Here is a 17,965-nt window from a genome sequence, read left to right as displayed (position 1 = left end):
CTCACCCACCCCCCGGCGTTCCCCCGCCATGTCGTCACCGCCGTGCTCGTGGCCCACGACGGCGCCCGCTGGCTGCCCGACGCGCTCGGCGGACTGCTCGGCCAGGAGCGGCCCGTCCAGCGGGCCGTCGCCGCCGACACCGGCAGCGACGACGACTCCGCCCGGCTGCTCGCCGACGCGCTCGGCGCCGACCGCGTCCTGCACCTCGCCCGCCGCGCCGGTTTCGGCACCGCCGTCGACGAGGCGGTCCGCGCGACCCCCGCGCCCACCGCCGACGACCTCCCCTACCTCGCCGGCTCCAGCGGCTGGGACCCCGTCAGCCGCACCTGGCGCGACGACTCCGACGACCCCTACGGGTCTCCGGACGCCCACGACCGCGACGCCGAACCCGTCCAGTGGCTGTGGCTGCTGCACGACGACTGCGCCCCCGAACCGGGCGCCCTGCGCGAACTGCTGCGCGTCGCCGACCAGGAGATCGCCGCCGGCCGGCCCGCCGCCGTCCTCGGCCCCAAGCTCCGCAGCTGGTACGACCGCAGACAGCTGCTCGAAGTGGGCGTCACCGTCGCCCGCGGCGGCCGCCGCTGGACCGGCCTCGACCGCCGCGAACAGGACCAGGGCCAGCACGACCAGGTGCGGTCCGTCCTCTCCGTCTCCACCGCGGGCATGCTCGTCCGGCGGGACGTCTGGGAGGCGCTCGGCGGCTTCGACCCCCGGCTGCCCCTGATGCGCGACGACGTCGACTTCTGCTGGCGCGCCCACGCGGCCGGCCACCGCGTCCTCGTCGCCCCCGACGCCGTCCTCCGGCACGCCGAGGCCGCCTCCCGCGAGCGCCGCCCCGTCGACTGCGCGGGCCGCCGGCCGGCCTCCCCGCACCGCGTCGACAAGGCCGGTGCCGTCTACACGCTCCTCGCCAACACCCGGGGCGCCGCCCTGCCCTACGTCCTCCTCCGGGTCGTCCTCGGCACCCTGCTGAGCGCGCTCGGGCACCTCGTCGGCAAGGTCCCCGGGCAGGCCCTCGACGAACTCACCGGCCTGGGACGGGTGCTGCTGCGCCCCGGCCGGATCCGCGCCGCCCGGAGACGTCGCTCGGCCGCCGTCGACCCCAAGGAGCTGCGGCCCCTCTTCCCCCCGCCGGGCGCCACCCTCAGGGTCGCGTTCGAGCAGCTGACGGCCTTCTTCGGCGGGCGGTCCGACCCCGAGGCGCGGTCGGCGGGGCGGCACGGAGCCGTCGAGTCCGGGCCCGGCGGCGACGAGGCGGACTTCCTGGAGATCGAGCAGTTCGCCCGGCTGCGGCGCATCGCCCGCAAGCCCGCGCCCGTCCTCTTCACCGTCCTCCTGCTGGTCTCGGCCGTCGCCTGCCGGGGCCTGTACGGGGCCGGCGCGCTGTCCGGCGGCGCCCTGCTGCCCGCGCCGGAGGGGGCGTCCGACCTGTGGTCGCTGTACGCGGACGGCTGGCACGCCGTCGGCACCGGCGGCACCGCGGGCGCCCCGCCCTACGTCGCGGTGCTCGCGGCCCTGTCCACCCTGCTCCTCGGCTCGCCGGACCTCGCAGTCACCCTCCTGCTCGTCTGCTCGGTCCCGCTGGCCGGGCTGACCGCCTACTTCGCCTCGCGCCCGCTCGTCGCCTCCCGGCCGCTGCGCGCGTGGGGCAGCGTCGCCTACGCGTTCCTGCCCGCCGTCACCGGCGCCCTCGCGGCGGGCCGGCTCGGCACGGCCGTCCTCGCCGTGCTGCTGCCGCTCGCGGCCCGGGCCGCCGTCGCGGCCGGCGGGTTCCGCTCGCCGGGCTCCCGGCCCGTGTGGCGGGCCGTCTGGACGTACGCCCTCCTCCTGACCGTCGCCACCGCGTTCACCCCGGTGGTGTGGCCGCTCGCGGTGGTGCTCGGCCTCGGCGTCCTCGCGCTGCGTGCCCGGGGCGGCGGGCTCGTCCCGCACGCGCTCGCCCTGCTCGCCGTCGCGGCCACCCCGCTCGTCGTCCTCGCCCCTTGGTCGTTCGGGCTGTTCACCGGTCCCGGCCGGTTCCTCGCCGAAGCGGGGACGGAGTACGGCGGCGGCACCAGCATGCCGTGGCAGCTGCTCGCCGGGGACCCGGGCGGCCCCGGGACGCCGGGCGGGGCGCTGTTCGCCGGCGTGCTGCTCGCCGCGCTCGGCGCGCTGCTCCGCGCCGACCGGCGGGCCGCCGTGGGCGCCGCCTGGACGGTGGCGCTCGCCGCGCTGCTGTGCGCGGCGCTCGTCAACCACACGGCCTGGGCCGGACCCGCCCTGCTCGTGTACGGCCTGGCGCTGACCGCGGCCGCCGTGACCGGCGCCGAGGGGGCCCGTGAGCGGGTCGCCGCGCGGAGCTTCGGCTGGCGGCAGCCCGTCGCCGGGCTCGTCGCCCTCGCCGCCGCGGCCGGTCCGCTCGTCGCCGCCGTCGGCTGGGCGGCCGGCGGGGCCGGGGGGCCGCTGGACCGGCGCGACCCCGTGCAGGTGCCGGCGTTCGTCGCCGAGGCGGCGACCACCCGCGACCGCGCCCGCACCCTGGTCCTCGCCCCGGAACCGGGACACACCTCCCACGTCTCCTACGCGCTCGTGCGCGGCTCCGGGATCCGGCTGGGCGACGACGCGGTGGCCCCCGGCCGGGACGCGCGACTGGACTCCGTCGTCGCCGGCCTCGTCGCGGGCTCCGGCGCCGACCAGGCCGCCCGCCTCGCCGACTACGCCGTCGGCTTCGTCCTCGTACGTGACGGCGGCGCCAAGGACCTCGGGGCCGGCCTGGACGCCGCCCCCGGCCTCACCCGGCTCAGCCAGGAAGGCCGGACCGCCCTGTGGCGGGTCGACCGGCCGGTCTCCCGGGTCAGCGTCGTCACCGAGGGCGCCGGCCCGTCGGCCGTCCCCTCCGGACCCGTAGGGGCCCGGGCCGTCATCCCGGCCGGGAAGGACGGCCGGGTGCTACGCCTCGCGGACCGGGCCGCGCCCGGCTGGCGGGCCACCCTCGACGGGCGCTCCCTGCCGCGCGTCACCGTCGACGGCTGGGCGCAGGGCTTCCGGCTCCCGCCCTCCGGCGGCCGGCTGGCGCTCTCCTACGAGACGCCGTTCGCCCGGACCGCCTGGGTGTGGACGCAGGGGCTGCTCGCGGTCGTCCTGGTCGTCCTCGCGCTGCCGGGCCGCCGGCGGCAGGTCGACGACGACCTGCCCGACACGGTGGTCCCCGCGGCGGTGCCCGTGGACCTGCCCGAGCAGGCGCCGGCCGGCGAGGGCCGCCGGGCCCGCCGGCTGCGTGCCGCGGCCGAGGGACGGCAGGCACCGGCGGCGGAGGGCGGCCCGGCCGCGTCCGAGCCGGTGTCGGTTCCGGTGTCGGTGCCGGCCGACCCCTACGGGCAGCCCTCGGCGGACCCGTACGCGGTGGCGGATCCGTACGCCGCGGTGGCGGCCCCCCAGTACGCCCAGGGGACGGCGGACGGCGGCTGGGACGCCGGCCCGTACGACCCCTACGGGACTTACGGGGCCTACGGGTCGTACGGGTCCTCCTCCGCGTACGCCCCGCCCCACCCGGAAGGGGCGGCGGGCGGTTACGGCGACGCATACCCCGGGACCGGCCACCAGCCCGCCCCCGGCGCGTACCAGGACGCCGCAGGACAGGACGTCCCCTACGCCCCCGGCCCCTACGGCGTCCACGACCCGTACGGGTACGGCGGAGGACAGAGCCACGACACGACGTACGACGACGGCCGCGGCCCGCGCCGCGACGGGAGTGACCAGCGGTGAAGCGCGAGCGGTCAGCGGTGAAGCGGGAACGGCCGGCGGCGGGGCGTGAGCGGCCGGGGAGCAAGCGGGAGCGGTCGGGGGGCAAGCGGGCGCCGGCGGCCCTGGGCCGTACCACCCTCTCCCTGCTCGCGACGGCCGCGGCGCTGGCGGCGATCACCGGCGTCGCGGTGATCACCGGGCCCGCGGGCGACGCCGGGAGCGCGCCGGGGCCGAAGGCCGCCGGCCGGGTGCCGGTCCAGCGCTCGGCCGTGGTCTGCCCGGCGCCGACCTCCTCCGAGGTGGCGGAGACGACGTACACGGCGTTCTCGCCCGGCGCCCCGAGCGGGTCCGGCTCCGCCCCCGGCGGCGGCCGGGACGCACGGCGATCGGCCGACCTGCTGCCGGTGACGACGGCGGAGGGTCAGGCGCCGGCGGCCAGGGACGGCAAGGACCGGAAGGCGGACGGGAAAGCGGACGGGAAAGCGGACGGGAAGAAGGGCGAGGCGAAGAAGGGGAGCGGTGACAAGACCTCCCCGGGTGCCGGGCCCGTCCTCTCCCTCAAGGCCCCCGGCGCCCCTGTGACGGCCACCACCGACCGCTCCGACGCCCCCGCCCTCGTCGGCTCCGCCGAGGGACCGCTCGCGCCCGGCCACACCGTGCAGCAGACCACGGCCGTCGCGGCCGGCAGCGGGCGCGGTCTGCACGGGCTGACCTGCGGGCCGGCCGACACGTCGTTCTGGTTCCCGGGCGTCTCCACGGCCCAGGGCCGTCAGGACTACGTCCACCTCACCAACCCCGACCCCGGCACCGCCGCCGTCGTCGACCTGGAACTGCACGGCAAGGACGGCCGCGTCGCGGCGCCCGCCGGCGAGGGCGTCACCGTCCCGCCGCGCTCGTCGGTGCCCGTCCTGCTGAGCACCCTGACCGAGACGCCCGCCGAGAACCTCACCCTGCGCGTCACCGCCCGTTCCGGCCGGGTCGGCGCCGCCGTGCGGGCGTCCGACGAGAAGCAGGGCGGCGACTGGCTGCCCGCCTCCGAACCGGCCGCCACCGCCGTGCTGCCGGGCATCCCCGCCGACGCCACCTCGGTGCGGCTCGTCGCCTTCGCCCCCGGCGACGACGCCGACCTCACGGTCCGCTTCGTCGGGCCCACCGGGTCGATCACCCCGGCGGGCCACGAGACGCTGCACGTCAGGAGCGGCACCACGGAGACGGCCGCGCTGGACGGCGTCGCCCGCGGCGAGGCCGGTTCGCTGCTGCTCACAGCCGAGGACGGCGGGAAGGCCGTGGCCGGGCTGCGGGTGACCCGCGGCAAGGGGGACCGGCAGGAGACGGCGTTCCTCCCGGCGACCGGCCCGGTCGGCATCCGCGGCACGGTGGCGGACGACCGGCCCAAGGGCACGTCGCTGTCCCTGGCGGCGCCCGGCGCGGAGGCGCGGGTCAAGGTGACGGCCTGGGCGGCCGGCGGCGGCGGTCCGGCCACGCGGACGTACACCGTCCGGTCCGGCACCACGCTCACGGTGGAGCCGCCGGTTCCGGGCGGTGGCAAGAGCGGTTACGCGCTCACGGTGGAGACCGTCTCCGGCGGACCGGTGCACGCCGCCCGGACGCTGACGCTCCCGCACGACGGCGTCCCGGCCTTCACCGTGCAGCCCGTTCCGGACGACCGGTCCACGGTGGAGGTCCCGGCGGTGCGGTCCGACCTGACGACGGTGGTGCGCTGACGGCCGGGCGGGAGGCGGCGTCGGCCCACGCGGCCCGGCGGTGCCTCCCACCCGGCGGCGCCCCCGCCCGTCAGTCCTGGCCGTAGCGCGGATCCACCGACTCCGGGGCCAGCCCCAGCAGTTCGGCCACCTGCTCGACGACGACCTCGTGCACCAGCAGCGCCCGGTCGTCGCGGTTCTTGGAGCGGATCTCCACCGGGCGGCGGTAGATGACGATCCGGTCGGGGTCGTCGCCGCGCGCCGCCACGTACCGGCCGAGCGGGACCGAGCCGCCGTCGAGGAACAGCGCCTCGCCCGGCTCGCCGTCCTCGCCCGGCACGGGCACCTCGCGCACCACGAAGTCCACCGACGCCAGTTGCGGCCAGCGACGCTCCAGCCGCTCCGCCGAGTCGTGCACGAGATCGACGAACGCCTCGGCACGGCTCACCGACAGCGGGACCTGCGGCGGGGCGATCGGACCGCGCATGCCGCGGCCGTGCCGGTCGCGGTGGCGCGGGCGTCGGCCGGAGGGACCGGAGGGGCCGGGCGGACCGGCCGCGGGCGGTACGGGGCTGTCGGGGCTGTCCATCACCTCGAAGGGTATCCGCCGGTCGGCCGTGTACGCGCGGTAGCCGCGCATCTCATCGGATGTCGCCCGATGAGCGTTCCGGTGTTGCTTGCGATCGGATAAAGCCGACGGCGAGACCGCCGATCACATCCCGAATGACACTATGGTGGCTGAGTGATGACAGAGTTCCAGGGCCGCGCATCCTGTTCCACGCCGCCCCCGCGCAGGTCGACCCGGCGGTTCGGGGGCGGTGTCCACCGGGCGCTCCGGCACGACACGGAGGGGTGAGCCAGGAGTGAGTCGTCGCGGCCCGCTCAAGAGTGCGGTACCGTCCCACCTCGTGAGCCCTGTACGTCGCTGTTCGCGCACCGCGTGTGGCCGCCCGGCCGTCGCGACGCTGACGTACGTCTACGCCGATTCGACCGCCGTCCTCGGCCCGCTCGCCACCTACGCCGAACCCCACTGCTACGACCTGTGCGCCGAGCACTCCGAGCGGCTGACCGCCCCCCGCGGGTGGGATGTCGTCCGGCTCGCCGTGGACACCGGCCCCGCCCGTCCCAGCGGTGACGACCTCGAAGCGCTGGCCAACGCCGTGCGGGAAGCGGCCCGTCCGCAGGAACGCGCCGCGGGCGGCGGGCCGATCGGCTCCGTCGGCGGGCAGGCCAAGGGGCCCGTCGGCCCCAGCAGCCGCGAGGTCAGCCCGATGGAGGTCGCCCGCCGGGGCCACCTCAGAGTTCTGCGCTCGCCGGACTCCTGACGCTCCGTGCCCTGAAACCCCGGCCTCCGGCGGCGGTTTCCGGCCGCCTCGTCTCCCCGCATCACTGCCCCACCCCTTCACCGGTGCCTGTCCGGCCGCTCCTTGGCGTCGGCCGGATGCCCGCATCCACTCGCTACCCGCCGCCCGCGGGCCCTCACCCCTGAGCCGGCCCTGACCCAGCCCTGATCCACCCCTGATTCGGGCGGGGGTTCCACCCTGATTTGCCCCCGGTTCGTCCGCCCGACGGCCGTCCGCGGCCGGAAGTGGCGGTGGGTCCGGGTAGGTTTGGGTACCTGTACCGGACCTGTACCGGACTCCAGGAGGGTGAGACGTGGCTGATCTGTCGCAGCTCGTGAAGGCGTACGACGTGCGTGGTGTGGTCCCCGACCAGTGGGACGAGGCGCTCGCCGAGCTCTTCGGCGCTGCCTTCGCCGAGGTGACGGAGGCCGACGCGATCGTCGTCGGGCACGATATGCGGCCCTCGTCGCCGGGCCTGGCCCGGGCGTTCGCGCGCGGCGCCGCCGCCCGCGGTGCCGACGTCACCGAGATCGGGCTCTGCTCGACCGACCAGCTGTACTTCGCCAGCGGCCATCTCGGCCTGCCCGGCGCCATGTTCACGGCCAGCCACAACCCGGCGCGGTACAACGGCATCAAGATGTGCCGCGCCGGCGCCGCCCCCGTCGGCCAGGACACCGGCCTCGCCGAGATCCGCGCCCTGGTGGAGGACTGGTCGGAGAACGGCGCGCCCGAGCCCGTCGCCGCCCCCGGCTCCCTGTCGCAGCGCGACACCCTCGCCGATTACGCCGCCCACCTGCGCTCCCTGGTCGACCTCGGCGGCATCCGCCGGCTGAAGACCGTCGTGGACGCGGGCAACGGCATGGGCGGCCACACGGTCCCCACCGTCCTGGAGGGCCTGCCGATCGACCTGATCGCCCTCTACTTCGAGCTCGACGGGACCTTCCCCAACCACGAGGCCAACCCGCTCGACCCCAAGAACCTGGTGGACCTCCAGGCCAAGGTGCGCGAGACCGGCGCCGACATCGGCCTCGCCTTCGACGGCGACGCCGACCGCTGCTTCGTCGTCGACGAGAACGGCGACCCCGTCTCCCCGTCCGCGATCACCGCCCTGGTCGCCGCCCGCGAGCTCGGCAAGCACCCCGGCGGCACGGTCATCCACAACCTGATCACCTCCTGGTCGGTGCCCGAGGTCGTCAAGGAGAACGGCGGCAAGCCCGTCCGCACCCGGGTCGGGCACTCGTTCATCAAGCAGGAGATGGCCCGCACGGGCGCCATCTTCGGCGGCGAGCACTCCGCCCACTACTACTTCCGCGACTTCTGGAACGCCGACACCGGCATGCTCGCCGCGCTGCACGTCCTCGCCGCCCTCGGCGGCCAGGACAAGCCGCTCTCCGAGCTGGTCCGCGAGTACGACCGCTACGCCGCCTCCGGCGAGATCAACAGCACCGTCGCCGACCAGCCGGGCCGCGCCGCGGCCGTCCGGGCCGCCTACGCGGACCGGGACGACGTCGAGCTCGACGAGCTGGACGGGCTCACCGTCACCGCCGCCGACTGGTGGTTCAACCTCCGCGCCTCCAACACCGAGCCGCTGCTGCGGCTCAACGTCGAGGCCCGCGACGCGGAGACCGTCGCCCGCGTCCGCGACGAGGTGCTGGCCATCGTCCGCGCCTGAGCCGCGCCCCCGGTCCGGTCCGGCCGGTCGCCTGTGCCGAGCCCGGCCCGGACCGGCCCGCCGGACGTCACCACGCGTGACGTCCGGCGGTACCCTGACCGCACAGAGACGCACACCCGACGCACACCTCCCGAAGGGAACCCCCATGCCGCTCGAAGCCGGCCTCCTGGAGATCCTCGCCTGCCCGGCGTGCCACGCGCCCCTGCGGCAGGAAGCGGACGGCTCCGGCGAGACCGCCGAGCTGGTGTGCGAGAGCGAGAGCTGCGCCCTGGCGTACCCCGTCCGCGACGGCATCCCCGTCCTCCTGGTGGACGAGGCCCGGCGCCCCCACTGAGCCGCGCCGCCCGGCCGGCACCCCGCACACCACGGCGATCGGAGCTGATCAACGGTGTTCGACGAGTCTCTCCTCGATGACCCCGACGCCCTCGCCCGCGCCGACGTCCACGGCCTGCTGCGCGGCGCCGCCGAGTCCGGCGCCCGGGTCCGGACGGCAGCCCGCAACGCCGCCGAGGCGGGCGTCGGAAGCCTGCGCCCCGACGGCCGCCCGCGCGCCGTCCTGGTCGCCGGGCCGGGACCGGCCGCCGGCTCCACGGCCGATCTGCTGGCCGCGCTCGCCGGCGGCGGCTGCCCCGTCGCCCACCTCCGCCCCACCGGCGTCGCCCCCGCGCCCGGCGCCCTGCGCTGGACGCTCCCCGGCTGGACCGGCCCGGTCGACCTGATCCTCGTCGTCAGCCCCGACGGCACCGAGCCCGGCCTCGCCCTGCTGCTGGAGCAGGCGTACCGGCGCGGCTGCTCCGTCGTCTGCGTCACCCCGGCCGGCACCCCGCTCGCCGACGCCACCGCCCAGGTCCGCGGTCTGGCCATCCCGCTGACCAGCACCCCGTACGAGACGACGATGGCCGGCGACGACGCCCCCGAGCGGCCGGAGAACGGCGAGAACGTCCTGCCGACCGGGCCCGGCACGCTCTGGTCCCTGCTCACCCCGCTGCTCTCGCTCGGCGACCGCATCGGCCTGTTCGAGGCCCCGCAGTCGGCTCTCGACGCGCTCGCCGACCGGCTCGACCGGCTCGCCGAACGCTGCGGCCCGGCCACCGCCACCTACGGCAACCCGGCCAAGACGCTCGCCGCCGAACTGGCCGACACCCTCCCGCTCGTCTGGACCGAGGGCGAGCTCGCGGCCGCCGCCGGCCGCCGCTTCGCGACCGTCCTCGCCGCGCTGGCCGGCCGTCCGGCGCTCGCCGCCGAACTGCCCGAGGCGCTCACCGCGCACAGCGCCCTGCTCTCCGGCTCCCTCGCCGCCGGGGCCGATCCCGACGACTTCTTCCGCGACCGCGTCGACGAACCGGAGGCCCTGCACGCCCGGGTCGTCCTGCTGCGCGAGCGCGCCCCCGACATCACCTCGGCCGTCCCCGGCGCCCGCGACCTGGCCTTGCACCGGGACACCCCGGTCAGCGAGCTGGAGGCCGCCGAGGACGCGAGCCCCCTGGAGACCGCCGCGGAGCTGCTGGCCGTCACCGACTTCGCCGCCGTCTACCTGGCCCTGGCCGGTACCCCCTAAGCCCGTCGGCGAGCCGGCCGGCGACCGCGCCGGGCGCCCCCGCCCGTACGCACCGCCCGGTCCCCAGACGCCGCGCCGGCCCCGTCCACACCGGGCCGGCCCCCTCCCCACCGCGCCGGACCCGTCCGCACAAGTCAGGAACCGCCCCATGGACCGCCTCGCCAACACCGTGCGCCCCTACGCCTGGGGCTCCACCACCGCGATCCCCGGCCTCCTCGGCACCCCGGTGACCGGTGAGCCCCAGGCCGAGCTCTGGATGGGCGCCCACCCCGGCGCGCCCTCCCGCGTCGACCGGGGCGACGGGCCCCGGCCGCTCACCGAGGTCATCGCCGCCGACCCCGAGCGCGAGCTCGGCGCCCCGGCCGTCCGCGCTTTCGGCCCCCGGCTCCCGTTCCTGCTCAAGCTGCTGGCCGCCGCCGCCCCGCTCTCCCTCCAGGTGCACCCCGACCGCGCGCGGGCGGAGGCCGGCTTCGCCGCCGAGGAGGCCCGCGGCATCCCCCTCGACGCGCCGCACCGTACGTACAAGGACCCGCACCACAAGCCCGAACTCCTCTGCGCCCTCACGCCGTTCGACGGCCTGTGCGGCTTCCGCGACCCGGTGCGGACGGCGGACCTGTTCGAGGCCCTGGGCGTCGACGCGCTCAAACCGTACGTCGACCTGCTGCGCGCCCAGCCCGCGTCCGACGCGCTCCGCGAGGTCCTGACCGCCGTCCTGACCGCCGACCGCACGGCGATGGCGGAGACCGTCGCCCAGGCCGCCGCCGCGGCGGGCCGGCTCGCCGGCGAGGACGGCCCGTACCGGGACGACTGCGCCGCCTACGCCTCCGTCGCCCGGCACTACCCCGGCGACCCCGGCGTCCTCGCGGCGATGCTCCTGAACCACGTCCGCCTCCAGCCCGGCGAGGCCCTGCACCTCGGCGCCGGCGTACCGCACGCCTACCTGGACGGACTCGGCGTCGAAATCATGGCCGGCTCCGACAACGTGCTGCGGTGCGGGCTGACCCCCAAGCACGTCGACGTTCCCGAACTGCTGCGGGTCGTCCGCTTCGAGCCCACCGTCCCCGCGGTGCTCCGGCCGGAGGCCGGGCCGGACGAGGAGGAGGTGTACGACGCGCCCGTCGACGAGTTCCGCCTCTCCCGGCGCGTACGGGCCACCGACGCGCCGCCCGCCCGCCTGGACGCGCCCGCCCCGCAGATCCTGCTGTGCACCGCCGGTACCGCTCGCCTCGTCGGCGACGAGGGCGAAGTGGAGCTGGCCCGGGGCGAGTCGGTGTTCGTCCCGGCGGGGGAGCGCGTGGAGCTGCGGGGGGAGTGCACGCTGTTCCGCGCCACCGTCGCGCTGTGAAGCCGGGGCGGCCGCGGCTGCTGACACAATGGCCCGCCGAAAGCGGCAAAGAATCAGCAAAGACCATCGCGGTGGATCCGCGGTGGGCCCGTGGCGGAAGGGACACCCCGAACGTATGAGTGCTCAAGGCGGAACGAAGGCCATCGTCGCCGCGCTGGGGGCCAACCTGGCCATCGCCGTGGCGAAGTTCGTCGCCTTCGCGTTCAGCGGCTCGTCGTCGATGCTCGCGGAAGGCGTCCACTCGGTCGCCGACTCCGGCAACCAGGCGCTGCTGCTGATCGGCGGGAAGAAGGCGAAGAAGGCGGCGAGCGAGGAACACCCCTTCGGCTACGGCCGCGAGCGGTACGTCTACGGGTTCCTCGTCGCCATCGTCCTCTTCACCATCGGCGGCGTCTTCGCCCTCTACGAGGGCTACGAGAAGATCAAGAACCCGCACGAGCTCGACAACTGGTACTGGCCGGTGGGCGTGCTCGTGTTCGCCGTCATCGCCGAGGGCTTCTCCTTCCGCACGGCGGTCGCCGAGTCGAACGAACTGCGCGGCCGCCAGTCCTGGAAACAGTTCGTCCGCACGGCCAAGGCCCCCGAACTGCCCGTCGTCCTGCTGGAGGACTTCGGCGCCCTCGTCGGTCTCGTCCTCGCGCTCTGCGGCGTCGGCCTCACCGTCGCCACCGGCGACGGCGTCTGGGACGGCATCGGCACCCTCTGCATCGGCGCCCTCCTCGTCCTCATCGCCCTCGTCCTGGCCGCCGAGACCAAGTCCCTGCTCCTCGGCGAGGCCGCCGGACCCGAGCAGGTCGCCCGCATCCGCGAGGCCGCCGTCGACGGCGCGACCGTGACGGGCGTCATCCACATGCGCACCCTCCACCTCGGCCCCGAGGAACTCCTCGTCGCCGCGAAGATCGCCGTACGCCACGACGACACCGCCGCCGACGTGGCCCGCGCCATCGACGCCGCCGAAACCCGCATCCGCGCCGCCGTCCCCATCGCCCGCGTCATCTACCTCGAACCCGACGTCTACAGCGAGACCGCGGCGGCGGCGGGCCCGGACCCGACGGCGACGCCGGGAGGGCCGGGGCACTGAACCGAGTGGTGCGCCAGGGCGCACCCCTCGGCCCGTCCGGCGTGTGAACGCCGCGCGCTGCGCAGGCGCGATGCCTGGGAGTGGGACCGGGGGCCGACCGCTTGGGCCGGCCGGCGGGCGGGCTCGCGGCGGAATCGGCCGGGTGCCGTGGCGCCCCTGCCGGCGGGCCCGGGATACTGGCGGTGGCGGGGGCGACGGCGCCCACCGCCAGGGCCACGGCGGCGCCGACCGCCGCCAGTGCCTTGCCGTACCGCCCGCCGTGTGCGCGTGCGGCCGGACCGGACGTACCGCCCGCGCCCGCCCGTACGTCCCTCCCGTGTCCGCCCGCGCCCCGACGCGTCGGCCCCGACCGGCCGCCGCCCGGAGGCTCACCGCAGCGACCCCAGGACCCGCAGGACCGCCGCGACGTCGGGCGCGTCCAGCAGATCCGTGCGAAACCCCGGATCCATCAGCTTCCGGGCCAGTACCGCCAGAATCCGCAGGTGCTCGTCGTCCGCCCCCTCCGGCACGGCGACGGCGAACAGCAACCGCGCGGGAACACCGTCCGCCGCGCCCCACTCGACACCCTCGGACGAACGCGCGAAGGCGACCACGGGAGCCGCGACGGCGTCGGTCCGGGCATGGGGGAACGCGACGCCCTCACCGGCCCCCGTGGAACCCTGCGCCTCCCGGGCCAGCAGGGCGGCCGTCAAGGCCTCGCCGTCCGGCACCGCGCCACTCGCGGCGAGCAGTTTCGCCAGCTCCCGGACGGCCTCCTCCTTGCGGCGCGCGACGAGCCGGAGGCGGACGCTCCGCGCGGACAGCCGCCCGCCCAGCGCTTCCCCCGCGGCGACCCTGGCCGAAGCAGCCGAAGCAGAAGCGACGGAAGCAGCAGAAGCGACGGAAGCGGCGGGCGTCCCGCCACCCACCGCCATCAGACTCACCGTCGCCAGCGCCGTGACGACCGCCCCCATCGCGACGGCGACGAAGAACATGGGCACCCCGCCCACCGCCCCCAGCACCGCGACGACCGGCCCGCCGTGCGGCACCGCGTCGGTGACCGCCGCGATCCCCGCGATGGCGCCGGCCACCGCGCCGCCCAGCATGTTCGCCGGGATCACCCGCGCGGGCCGCGCGGCGGCGAACGGGATCGCCCCCTCGGTGATCCCGAAGAAGCCCATGACCAGCGCCGCCAGCCCCGCCTCGCGCTCCTGCGCACGGAACAGGGCCCGCCGCAACAGCGTCGCCAGCCCCTGCCCCAAGGGCGGTACGGGGATGGCGGCGGCGCACACCCCCATCACCTCCGGGCTGTGGGAGATCAGCCCGGCCCCGAAGAGGAAGGCCGTCTTGTTGACCGGCCCGCCCATGTCAAACGTGATCATCAGCCCCAGCAGTACCCCCAGCACCGCCGCTCCCGCGCCGCTCAGCCCGGCGAGCCCCTCGGTGAGGTGGTCGAAGACCCATGAGATCGGCCGGCCGAGCGCGTAGACGAAGAACAGGCCGAGGACGGACGTGGCCAGCACCGGGATGACGATGATCGGCATCACCGGCCGGACGAAACGCCGCACCGGCAGCCGCCGGATCGCGAGCACCAGCCACCCGGCCAGGAACCCGGTGACGATCGCGCCCAGGAACCCGGCACCCGAACGGGAGCCGTAGAGCGCGCCGTCGTTCGCCAGCCACCCGCCGGCCATGCCCGGCACCAGCGCCGCCCGGTCGGCGAGCGCGCAGGCGATGTATCCGGAGAGCACGGGCAGCATCAGCGCGAACCCGATCTCGCCGATCCGGTGCACGTGCTCCCAGAACGACCCGGCGGGGACCACCAGCCCGTGCGGCCCGGCCCGCCCGCCCAGCGCGAGCGAGACGGCGATCAACAGCCCCCCGGTGACGACGAACGGGATCATGTGGGAGACGCCGTTCATCAGCGCCCGGTACCCGACGGTCCCGGCCGCGCGGCCGAAGAACGGAGCCCCCGGAGGGCCGCCGCCCCGCCTGGGCTCCCGCGCCCCGCCGGCCGGACGGTGGACGGGCGCCTTCTCCACCCGCCGGATCAGCAACTCCGGATGACGGATCCCCTCGGCCACCCCGGTGACGAGCACCCGCTTCCCCTCGAACCGGCCCAGGTCGACGTTCTTGTCGGCCGCGACGATCACTCCGTCGGCCGCCGTGATCTCGTCGGTGGTCAGCACGTTCTCGGCGCCGATGGAGCCCTGCGTCTCCACGCGGAGGCGGTGTCCGAGCGCCTCGGCGGCCTGGACCAGCTTCTCGGCCGCCATATAGGTGTGGGCGATGCCCGTAGGGCAGGCGGTCACGGCGACCAGCCGGAGCGCCCGGGCCCCGCTTCCCCCTTCTCCGCCTCCTCCGCTGCCTCCATCGCCTCCGTCTCCTGCGTCGGCTTCGCCCGCACCGGACGGCTCACCGCCGCCACGGCACCCCGTCGCCCCCGCGAAGGGATCGGCCGGACCGGTCACGGGGCCTCCTTCCCAGCAGCTTCCCGGCAGTTCCCGGCCGCGCGCGTTCCCGGCGGTACCCGCGCGCTCGCCTCCCGCGCCCGATCGCGTACCGCAGCCGTCGCATCGCATCCTTCACAGGCGGGCGGCGGATTCCGGGGAGGCGAGGCGCGTTCGGCGCGCTCGGCGGAGTCCCGGCGGGCTACGGAACCTCCCACGACGTCGCATGACGCCCGGCGACCCGCCCCCGGTCCCCTGGCGGCGGCCACGGATCCCAAGGAGGGGCTGGGGATCAGGGGGCCGTCCGGTGTAGATTCGGACGCGGTGCCAGACGTCGCTGCTGATGGCGGTCGGGCGGTTCGCACGACGGGCCGGCCGAGGGAGAGAGGACCTCCGACGGACTGCGCTGCGGCCAGGTGTGACGTGCGGGTGTCGAAGGGGACCGACACGCACGACGATCTGTCCGTCGCACGGCCGTACCCGAACCCTCGCTCGCCCTTCAGGAGGAGCAGCCCGTATGACCACCACCTCCACCGGCCAGGACTTCAAGGTCGCGGACCTTTCCCTGGCGGCATTCGGCCGTAAGGAGATCACCCTCGCCGAGCACGAGATGCCCGGTCTGATGGCGATCCGCAAGGAGTACGCGGAGGCGCAGCCGCTGGCGGGCGCCCGTATCACCGGCTCGCTGCACATGACCGTGCAGACGGCGGTGCTGATCGAGACCCTGGTGGCGCTGGGCGCGCGGGTGCGCTGGGCGTCCTGCAACATCTTCTCCACCCAGGACCACGCCGCCGCGGCCATCGCGGTGGGTCCGAACGGTACGCCGGACAACCCCCAGGGCGTGCCCGTCTTCGCCTGGAAGGGCGAGACGCTGGAGGAGTACTGGTGGTGCACGGAGCAGGCCCTGACCTGGCCGGACGCTCCCACCGGCGGTCCGAACATGATCCTCGACGACGGTGGTGACGCCACCCTGCTCGTCCACAAGGGCGTCGAGTTCGAGAAGGCCGGCGCGGCCCCGGACCCGTCGACGGCGGACAGCGAGGAGTACGCCCAGATCCTCACGCTGCTGAACCGCACGCTGGCGGAGAACCCCCAGAAGTGGACCCAGCTGGCGTCGGAGATCCGCGGTGTCACCGAGGAGACCACCACCGGCGTCCACCGCCTCTACGAGATGCAGGCGGCGGGCACGCTGCTCTTCCCGGCGATCAACGTGAACGACGCCGTGACCAAGTCGAAGTTCGACAACAAGTACGGCTGCCGCCACTCGCTCGTCGACGGCATCAACCGCGCCACCGACGTCCTCATCGGCGGAAAGGTCGCGGTCGTCTGCGGCTACGGCGACGTCGGCAAGGGCTGCGCGGAGTCGCTGCGCGGCCAGGGCGCCCGGGTGATCGTCACCGAGATCGACCCGATCTGCGCGCTCCAGGCCGCGATGGACGGCTACCAGGTCACCACGCTGGACGACGTCGTGGAGACCGCCGACATCTTCATCACCACGACCGGCAACAAGGACATCATCATGGCCTCGGACATGGCCAAGATGAAGCACCAGGCCATCGTCGGGAACATCGGCCACTTCGACAACGAGATCGACATGGCCGGTCTCGCGAAGATCCCCGGCATCGTCAAGGACGAGGTCAAGCCGCAGGTCCACACCTGGACCTTCCCCGACGGCAAGGTCATCATCGTGCTGTCCGAGGGCCGCCTGCTGAACCTGGGCAACGCGACCGGCCACCCGTCGTTCGTGATGTCGAACTCGTTCGCCGACCAGACCCTGGCGCAGATCGAGCTCTTCACCAAGCCGGAGTCGTACCCGACGGACGTCTACGTGCTGCCCAAGCACCTGGACGAGAAGGTGGCCCGGCTCCACCTCGACGCGCTCGGCGTGAAGCTGACGACGCTCCGCCCGGAGCAGGCGGCGTACATCGGCGTCAAGGTCGAGGGCCCGTACAAGCCCGACCACTACCGTTACTGACGGCTCCCCCGGGGTCGGCGGTCCTGTCGACCGCCTCCGCGCCGGGAGCAGCCCCAGCAGCGTCAGCAGCCGGCACACCAGCCGGCCGGCCAGGCCCCTGCCCTCGCGGCGGGGGCCTGGCCCGTTCGTGTCAAGGACCCCTCCATGCCCCGCGGCCGCTACTCGCTCCACGATCCGCACGACCACACCCCCCTCGGTGACGAACGCTTCCAGTGCGCGACCGGGCCCTCCGGCTGGCGCTACGTCTCCACGACCACCTACGCGTCCGGCGCCCCGGCCGGCTCGGCCGACCTGGCCATCGACGCGCTGGGCCGACCCATCCGCCTTCAGCTCCGCTCCGCCGACTGGCAGGTGCGGGCGGCGGCGCTGGACGGGGTCACCTGGGTCCGCACCGACCCCTCCGGCGAGCACGCGACGGAAGGCAACGTCCGGGCCCACGCCTTCACCGGCGCTTCCCCCGCCTTTTACGTGGCCCTCGCCCGCCTGCTCCGCCTGACCCCCGGCGGCCCGTCGACCCGCGTCCGCCTGGTCTGCTTCACGGCCCCCGTACTCGCCCCCCTCACCGTCGACCAGTCGTGGTCCCTGGTCGACAGGACACCACACACCACTGACAACGGGATCCTGGAAGTGGACGAGTACCAGGTCAGCGCCCTCGACACGGGAGAGCGGCACACGGTCCATCTGGCCGGAGACGTCGTCCTGTCCGCCCCGGGCATCGAGCTGGAGGAGCTGGAGAGCCCGCCGTCGGTGTTCGACTGACGTCTGGGGGCTGGTAGGGTTTCCTTCTGCCCCACAAACCTGTTGACACGGGTGGGTGGGGGAGGTAGATTCGAACGGTTGGGACGGCTGGACTGGCTCGTCACCAACGGTTAGTATCTACATCGCTTCGAGAGTCGTGAGCGCCGCTCACTTGATCGCGAAGCTCTTCGACTCCCTCAGAAGGAAGCGAAAAGCCGAGTAAATCGGCCCGCTGAAAATCTGATAAAGTCGGAATCGCCGGAAAGCGAAAGCGAGAAGGCGAAACCCCGCTCCAACAGGGGGCCGGAAACGGAATCCGAACCGGAAACGGAACGGAAAACGGATCTGGTAAGGTTGGAAACACCGAAGGGAAGCGCCCGGAGGAAAGCCCGAGAGAG

The 17,965-nt window shown here is 75.2% G+C and carries 13 protein-coding genes; 10 read left to right on the top strand and 3 right to left on the bottom strand.

The window, feature by feature from the left end; genetic code table 11:
* A partial coding sequence (locus tag ACSNOK_RS17715; RefSeq protein ID WP_436781664.1) for a glycosyltransferase family 2 protein occupies window positions 1-3,744 on the top strand: 3,744 nt, incomplete at its 5' end.
* A 101-nt stretch (window positions 3,745-3,845) separates the two neighbouring features.
* Window positions 3,846-5,447 (top strand): DUF5719 family protein, encoded by a 1,602-nt coding sequence (locus ACSNOK_RS17710; protein ID WP_436781666.1) that lies wholly within the window; start codon window positions 3,846-3,848, stop codon window positions 5,445-5,447.
* Window positions 5,448-5,517: 70 nt separating this feature from the next.
* Here ACSNOK_RS17710 and ACSNOK_RS17705 read toward each other — a convergent pair whose 3' ends face one another.
* A complete protein-coding gene (locus ACSNOK_RS17705) occupies window positions 5,518-6,015 on the bottom strand; it encodes a metallopeptidase family protein (RefSeq protein ID WP_436781665.1) in 498 nt (165 codons plus the stop codon).
* A gap of 274 nt (window positions 6,016-6,289) precedes the next feature.
* Here ACSNOK_RS17705 and ACSNOK_RS17700 point away from each other — a divergent pair, with 274 nt between their 5' ends.
* The 6 genes from ACSNOK_RS17700 (at window position 6,290) to ACSNOK_RS17675 (ending at window position 12,425) form a co-directional block, all read left to right on the top strand.
* The gene (locus ACSNOK_RS17700) at window positions 6,290-6,751 is read left to right on the top strand and encodes a DUF3499 domain-containing protein (protein ID WP_436781663.1); all 462 of its coding nucleotides are present in this window, start codon (window positions 6,290-6,292) and stop codon (window positions 6,749-6,751) included.
* Between the two features lie 331 nt (window positions 6,752-7,082).
* Window positions 7,083-8,441, top strand: a complete 1,359-nt coding sequence (locus tag ACSNOK_RS17695; RefSeq protein WP_436781662.1) for a phosphomannomutase/phosphoglucomutase — start codon at window positions 7,083-7,085, stop codon at window positions 8,439-8,441.
* 145 nt (window positions 8,442-8,586) lie between these two features.
* Window positions 8,587-8,775: a Trm112 family protein gene (locus tag ACSNOK_RS17690; RefSeq protein ID WP_436781661.1), complete on the top strand. Its 189-nt coding sequence runs from the start codon at window positions 8,587-8,589 to the stop codon at window positions 8,773-8,775.
* A gap of 54 nt (window positions 8,776-8,829) precedes the next feature.
* Window positions 8,830-9,999: an SIS domain-containing protein gene (locus ACSNOK_RS17685; protein ID WP_436781660.1), complete on the top strand. Its 1,170-nt coding sequence runs from the start codon at window positions 8,830-8,832 to the stop codon at window positions 9,997-9,999.
* 148 nt (window positions 10,000-10,147) lie between these two features.
* Complete coding sequence (gene manA, locus ACSNOK_RS17680; protein WP_436781659.1) at window positions 10,148-11,344, top strand: mannose-6-phosphate isomerase, class I; 1,197 nt, start codon at window positions 10,148-10,150, stop codon at window positions 11,342-11,344.
* Between the two features lie 115 nt (window positions 11,345-11,459).
* The gene (locus tag ACSNOK_RS17675) at window positions 11,460-12,425 is read left to right on the top strand and encodes a cation diffusion facilitator family transporter (RefSeq protein WP_436781658.1); all 966 of its coding nucleotides are present in this window, start codon (window positions 11,460-11,462) and stop codon (window positions 12,423-12,425) included.
* Between the two features lie 368 nt (window positions 12,426-12,793).
* Here ACSNOK_RS17675 and ACSNOK_RS17670 read toward each other — a convergent pair whose 3' ends face one another.
* Window positions 12,794-14,716, bottom strand: coding sequence for a fructose-specific PTS transporter subunit EIIC (locus ACSNOK_RS17670; RefSeq protein ID WP_436781657.1), 1,923 nt, complete (start codon window positions 14,714-14,716; stop codon window positions 12,794-12,796).
* A 655-nt stretch (window positions 14,717-15,371) separates the two neighbouring features.
* Between ACSNOK_RS17670 and ahcY the strand changes: the two genes are divergently transcribed.
* Window positions 15,372-16,829: an adenosylhomocysteinase gene (gene ahcY, locus ACSNOK_RS17665; RefSeq protein WP_436781656.1), complete on the top strand. Its 1,458-nt coding sequence runs from the start codon at window positions 15,372-15,374 to the stop codon at window positions 16,827-16,829.
* Between the two features lie 144 nt (window positions 16,830-16,973).
* Window positions 16,974-17,588, top strand: coding sequence for a hypothetical protein (locus tag ACSNOK_RS17660; protein WP_436781655.1), 615 nt, complete (start codon window positions 16,974-16,976; stop codon window positions 17,586-17,588).
* A 176-nt stretch (window positions 17,589-17,764) separates the two neighbouring features.
* On the opposite strand, the gene ACSNOK_RS17655 is transcribed toward ACSNOK_RS17660, so the two are convergent.
* The coding region (locus ACSNOK_RS17655) for a hypothetical protein (protein WP_436781654.1) at window positions 17,765-17,965 on the bottom strand (201 nt) is incomplete at its 5' end.

The sequence above is a fragment of the Streptomyces sp. URMC 126 genome (assembly GCF_051386555.1).
Taxonomy (GTDB): domain Bacteria; phylum Actinomycetota; class Actinomycetes; order Streptomycetales; family Streptomycetaceae; genus Streptomyces.
The sequence above is the reverse complement of the archived record's forward strand: the minus strand, read 5'-3'. Positions and strand labels throughout refer to the sequence as shown.

What these genes read in the sequence shown, in the direction of transcription:
- manA (WP_436781659.1), top strand. Translation starts at nt 10,148, where the DNA reads ATGGACCGCCTCGCCAACACCGTGCGCCCCTACGCCTGGGGCTCCACC.
- ACSNOK_RS17690 (WP_436781661.1), top strand. Translation starts at nt 8,587, where the DNA reads ATGCCGCTCGAAGCCGGCCTCCTGGAGATCCTCGCCTGCCCGGCGTGC.
- ACSNOK_RS17705 (WP_436781665.1), bottom strand. Translation starts at nt 6,015, where the DNA reads ATGGACAGCCCCGACAGCCCCGTACCGCCCGCGGCCGGTCCGCCCGGC.
- ACSNOK_RS17660 (WP_436781655.1), top strand. Translation starts at nt 16,974, where the DNA reads ATGCCCCGCGGCCGCTACTCGCTCCACGATCCGCACGACCACACCCCC.
- ACSNOK_RS17675 (WP_436781658.1), top strand. Translation starts at nt 11,460, where the DNA reads ATGAGTGCTCAAGGCGGAACGAAGGCCATCGTCGCCGCGCTGGGGGCC.
- ahcY (WP_436781656.1), top strand. Translation starts at nt 15,372, where the DNA reads ATGACCACCACCTCCACCGGCCAGGACTTCAAGGTCGCGGACCTTTCC.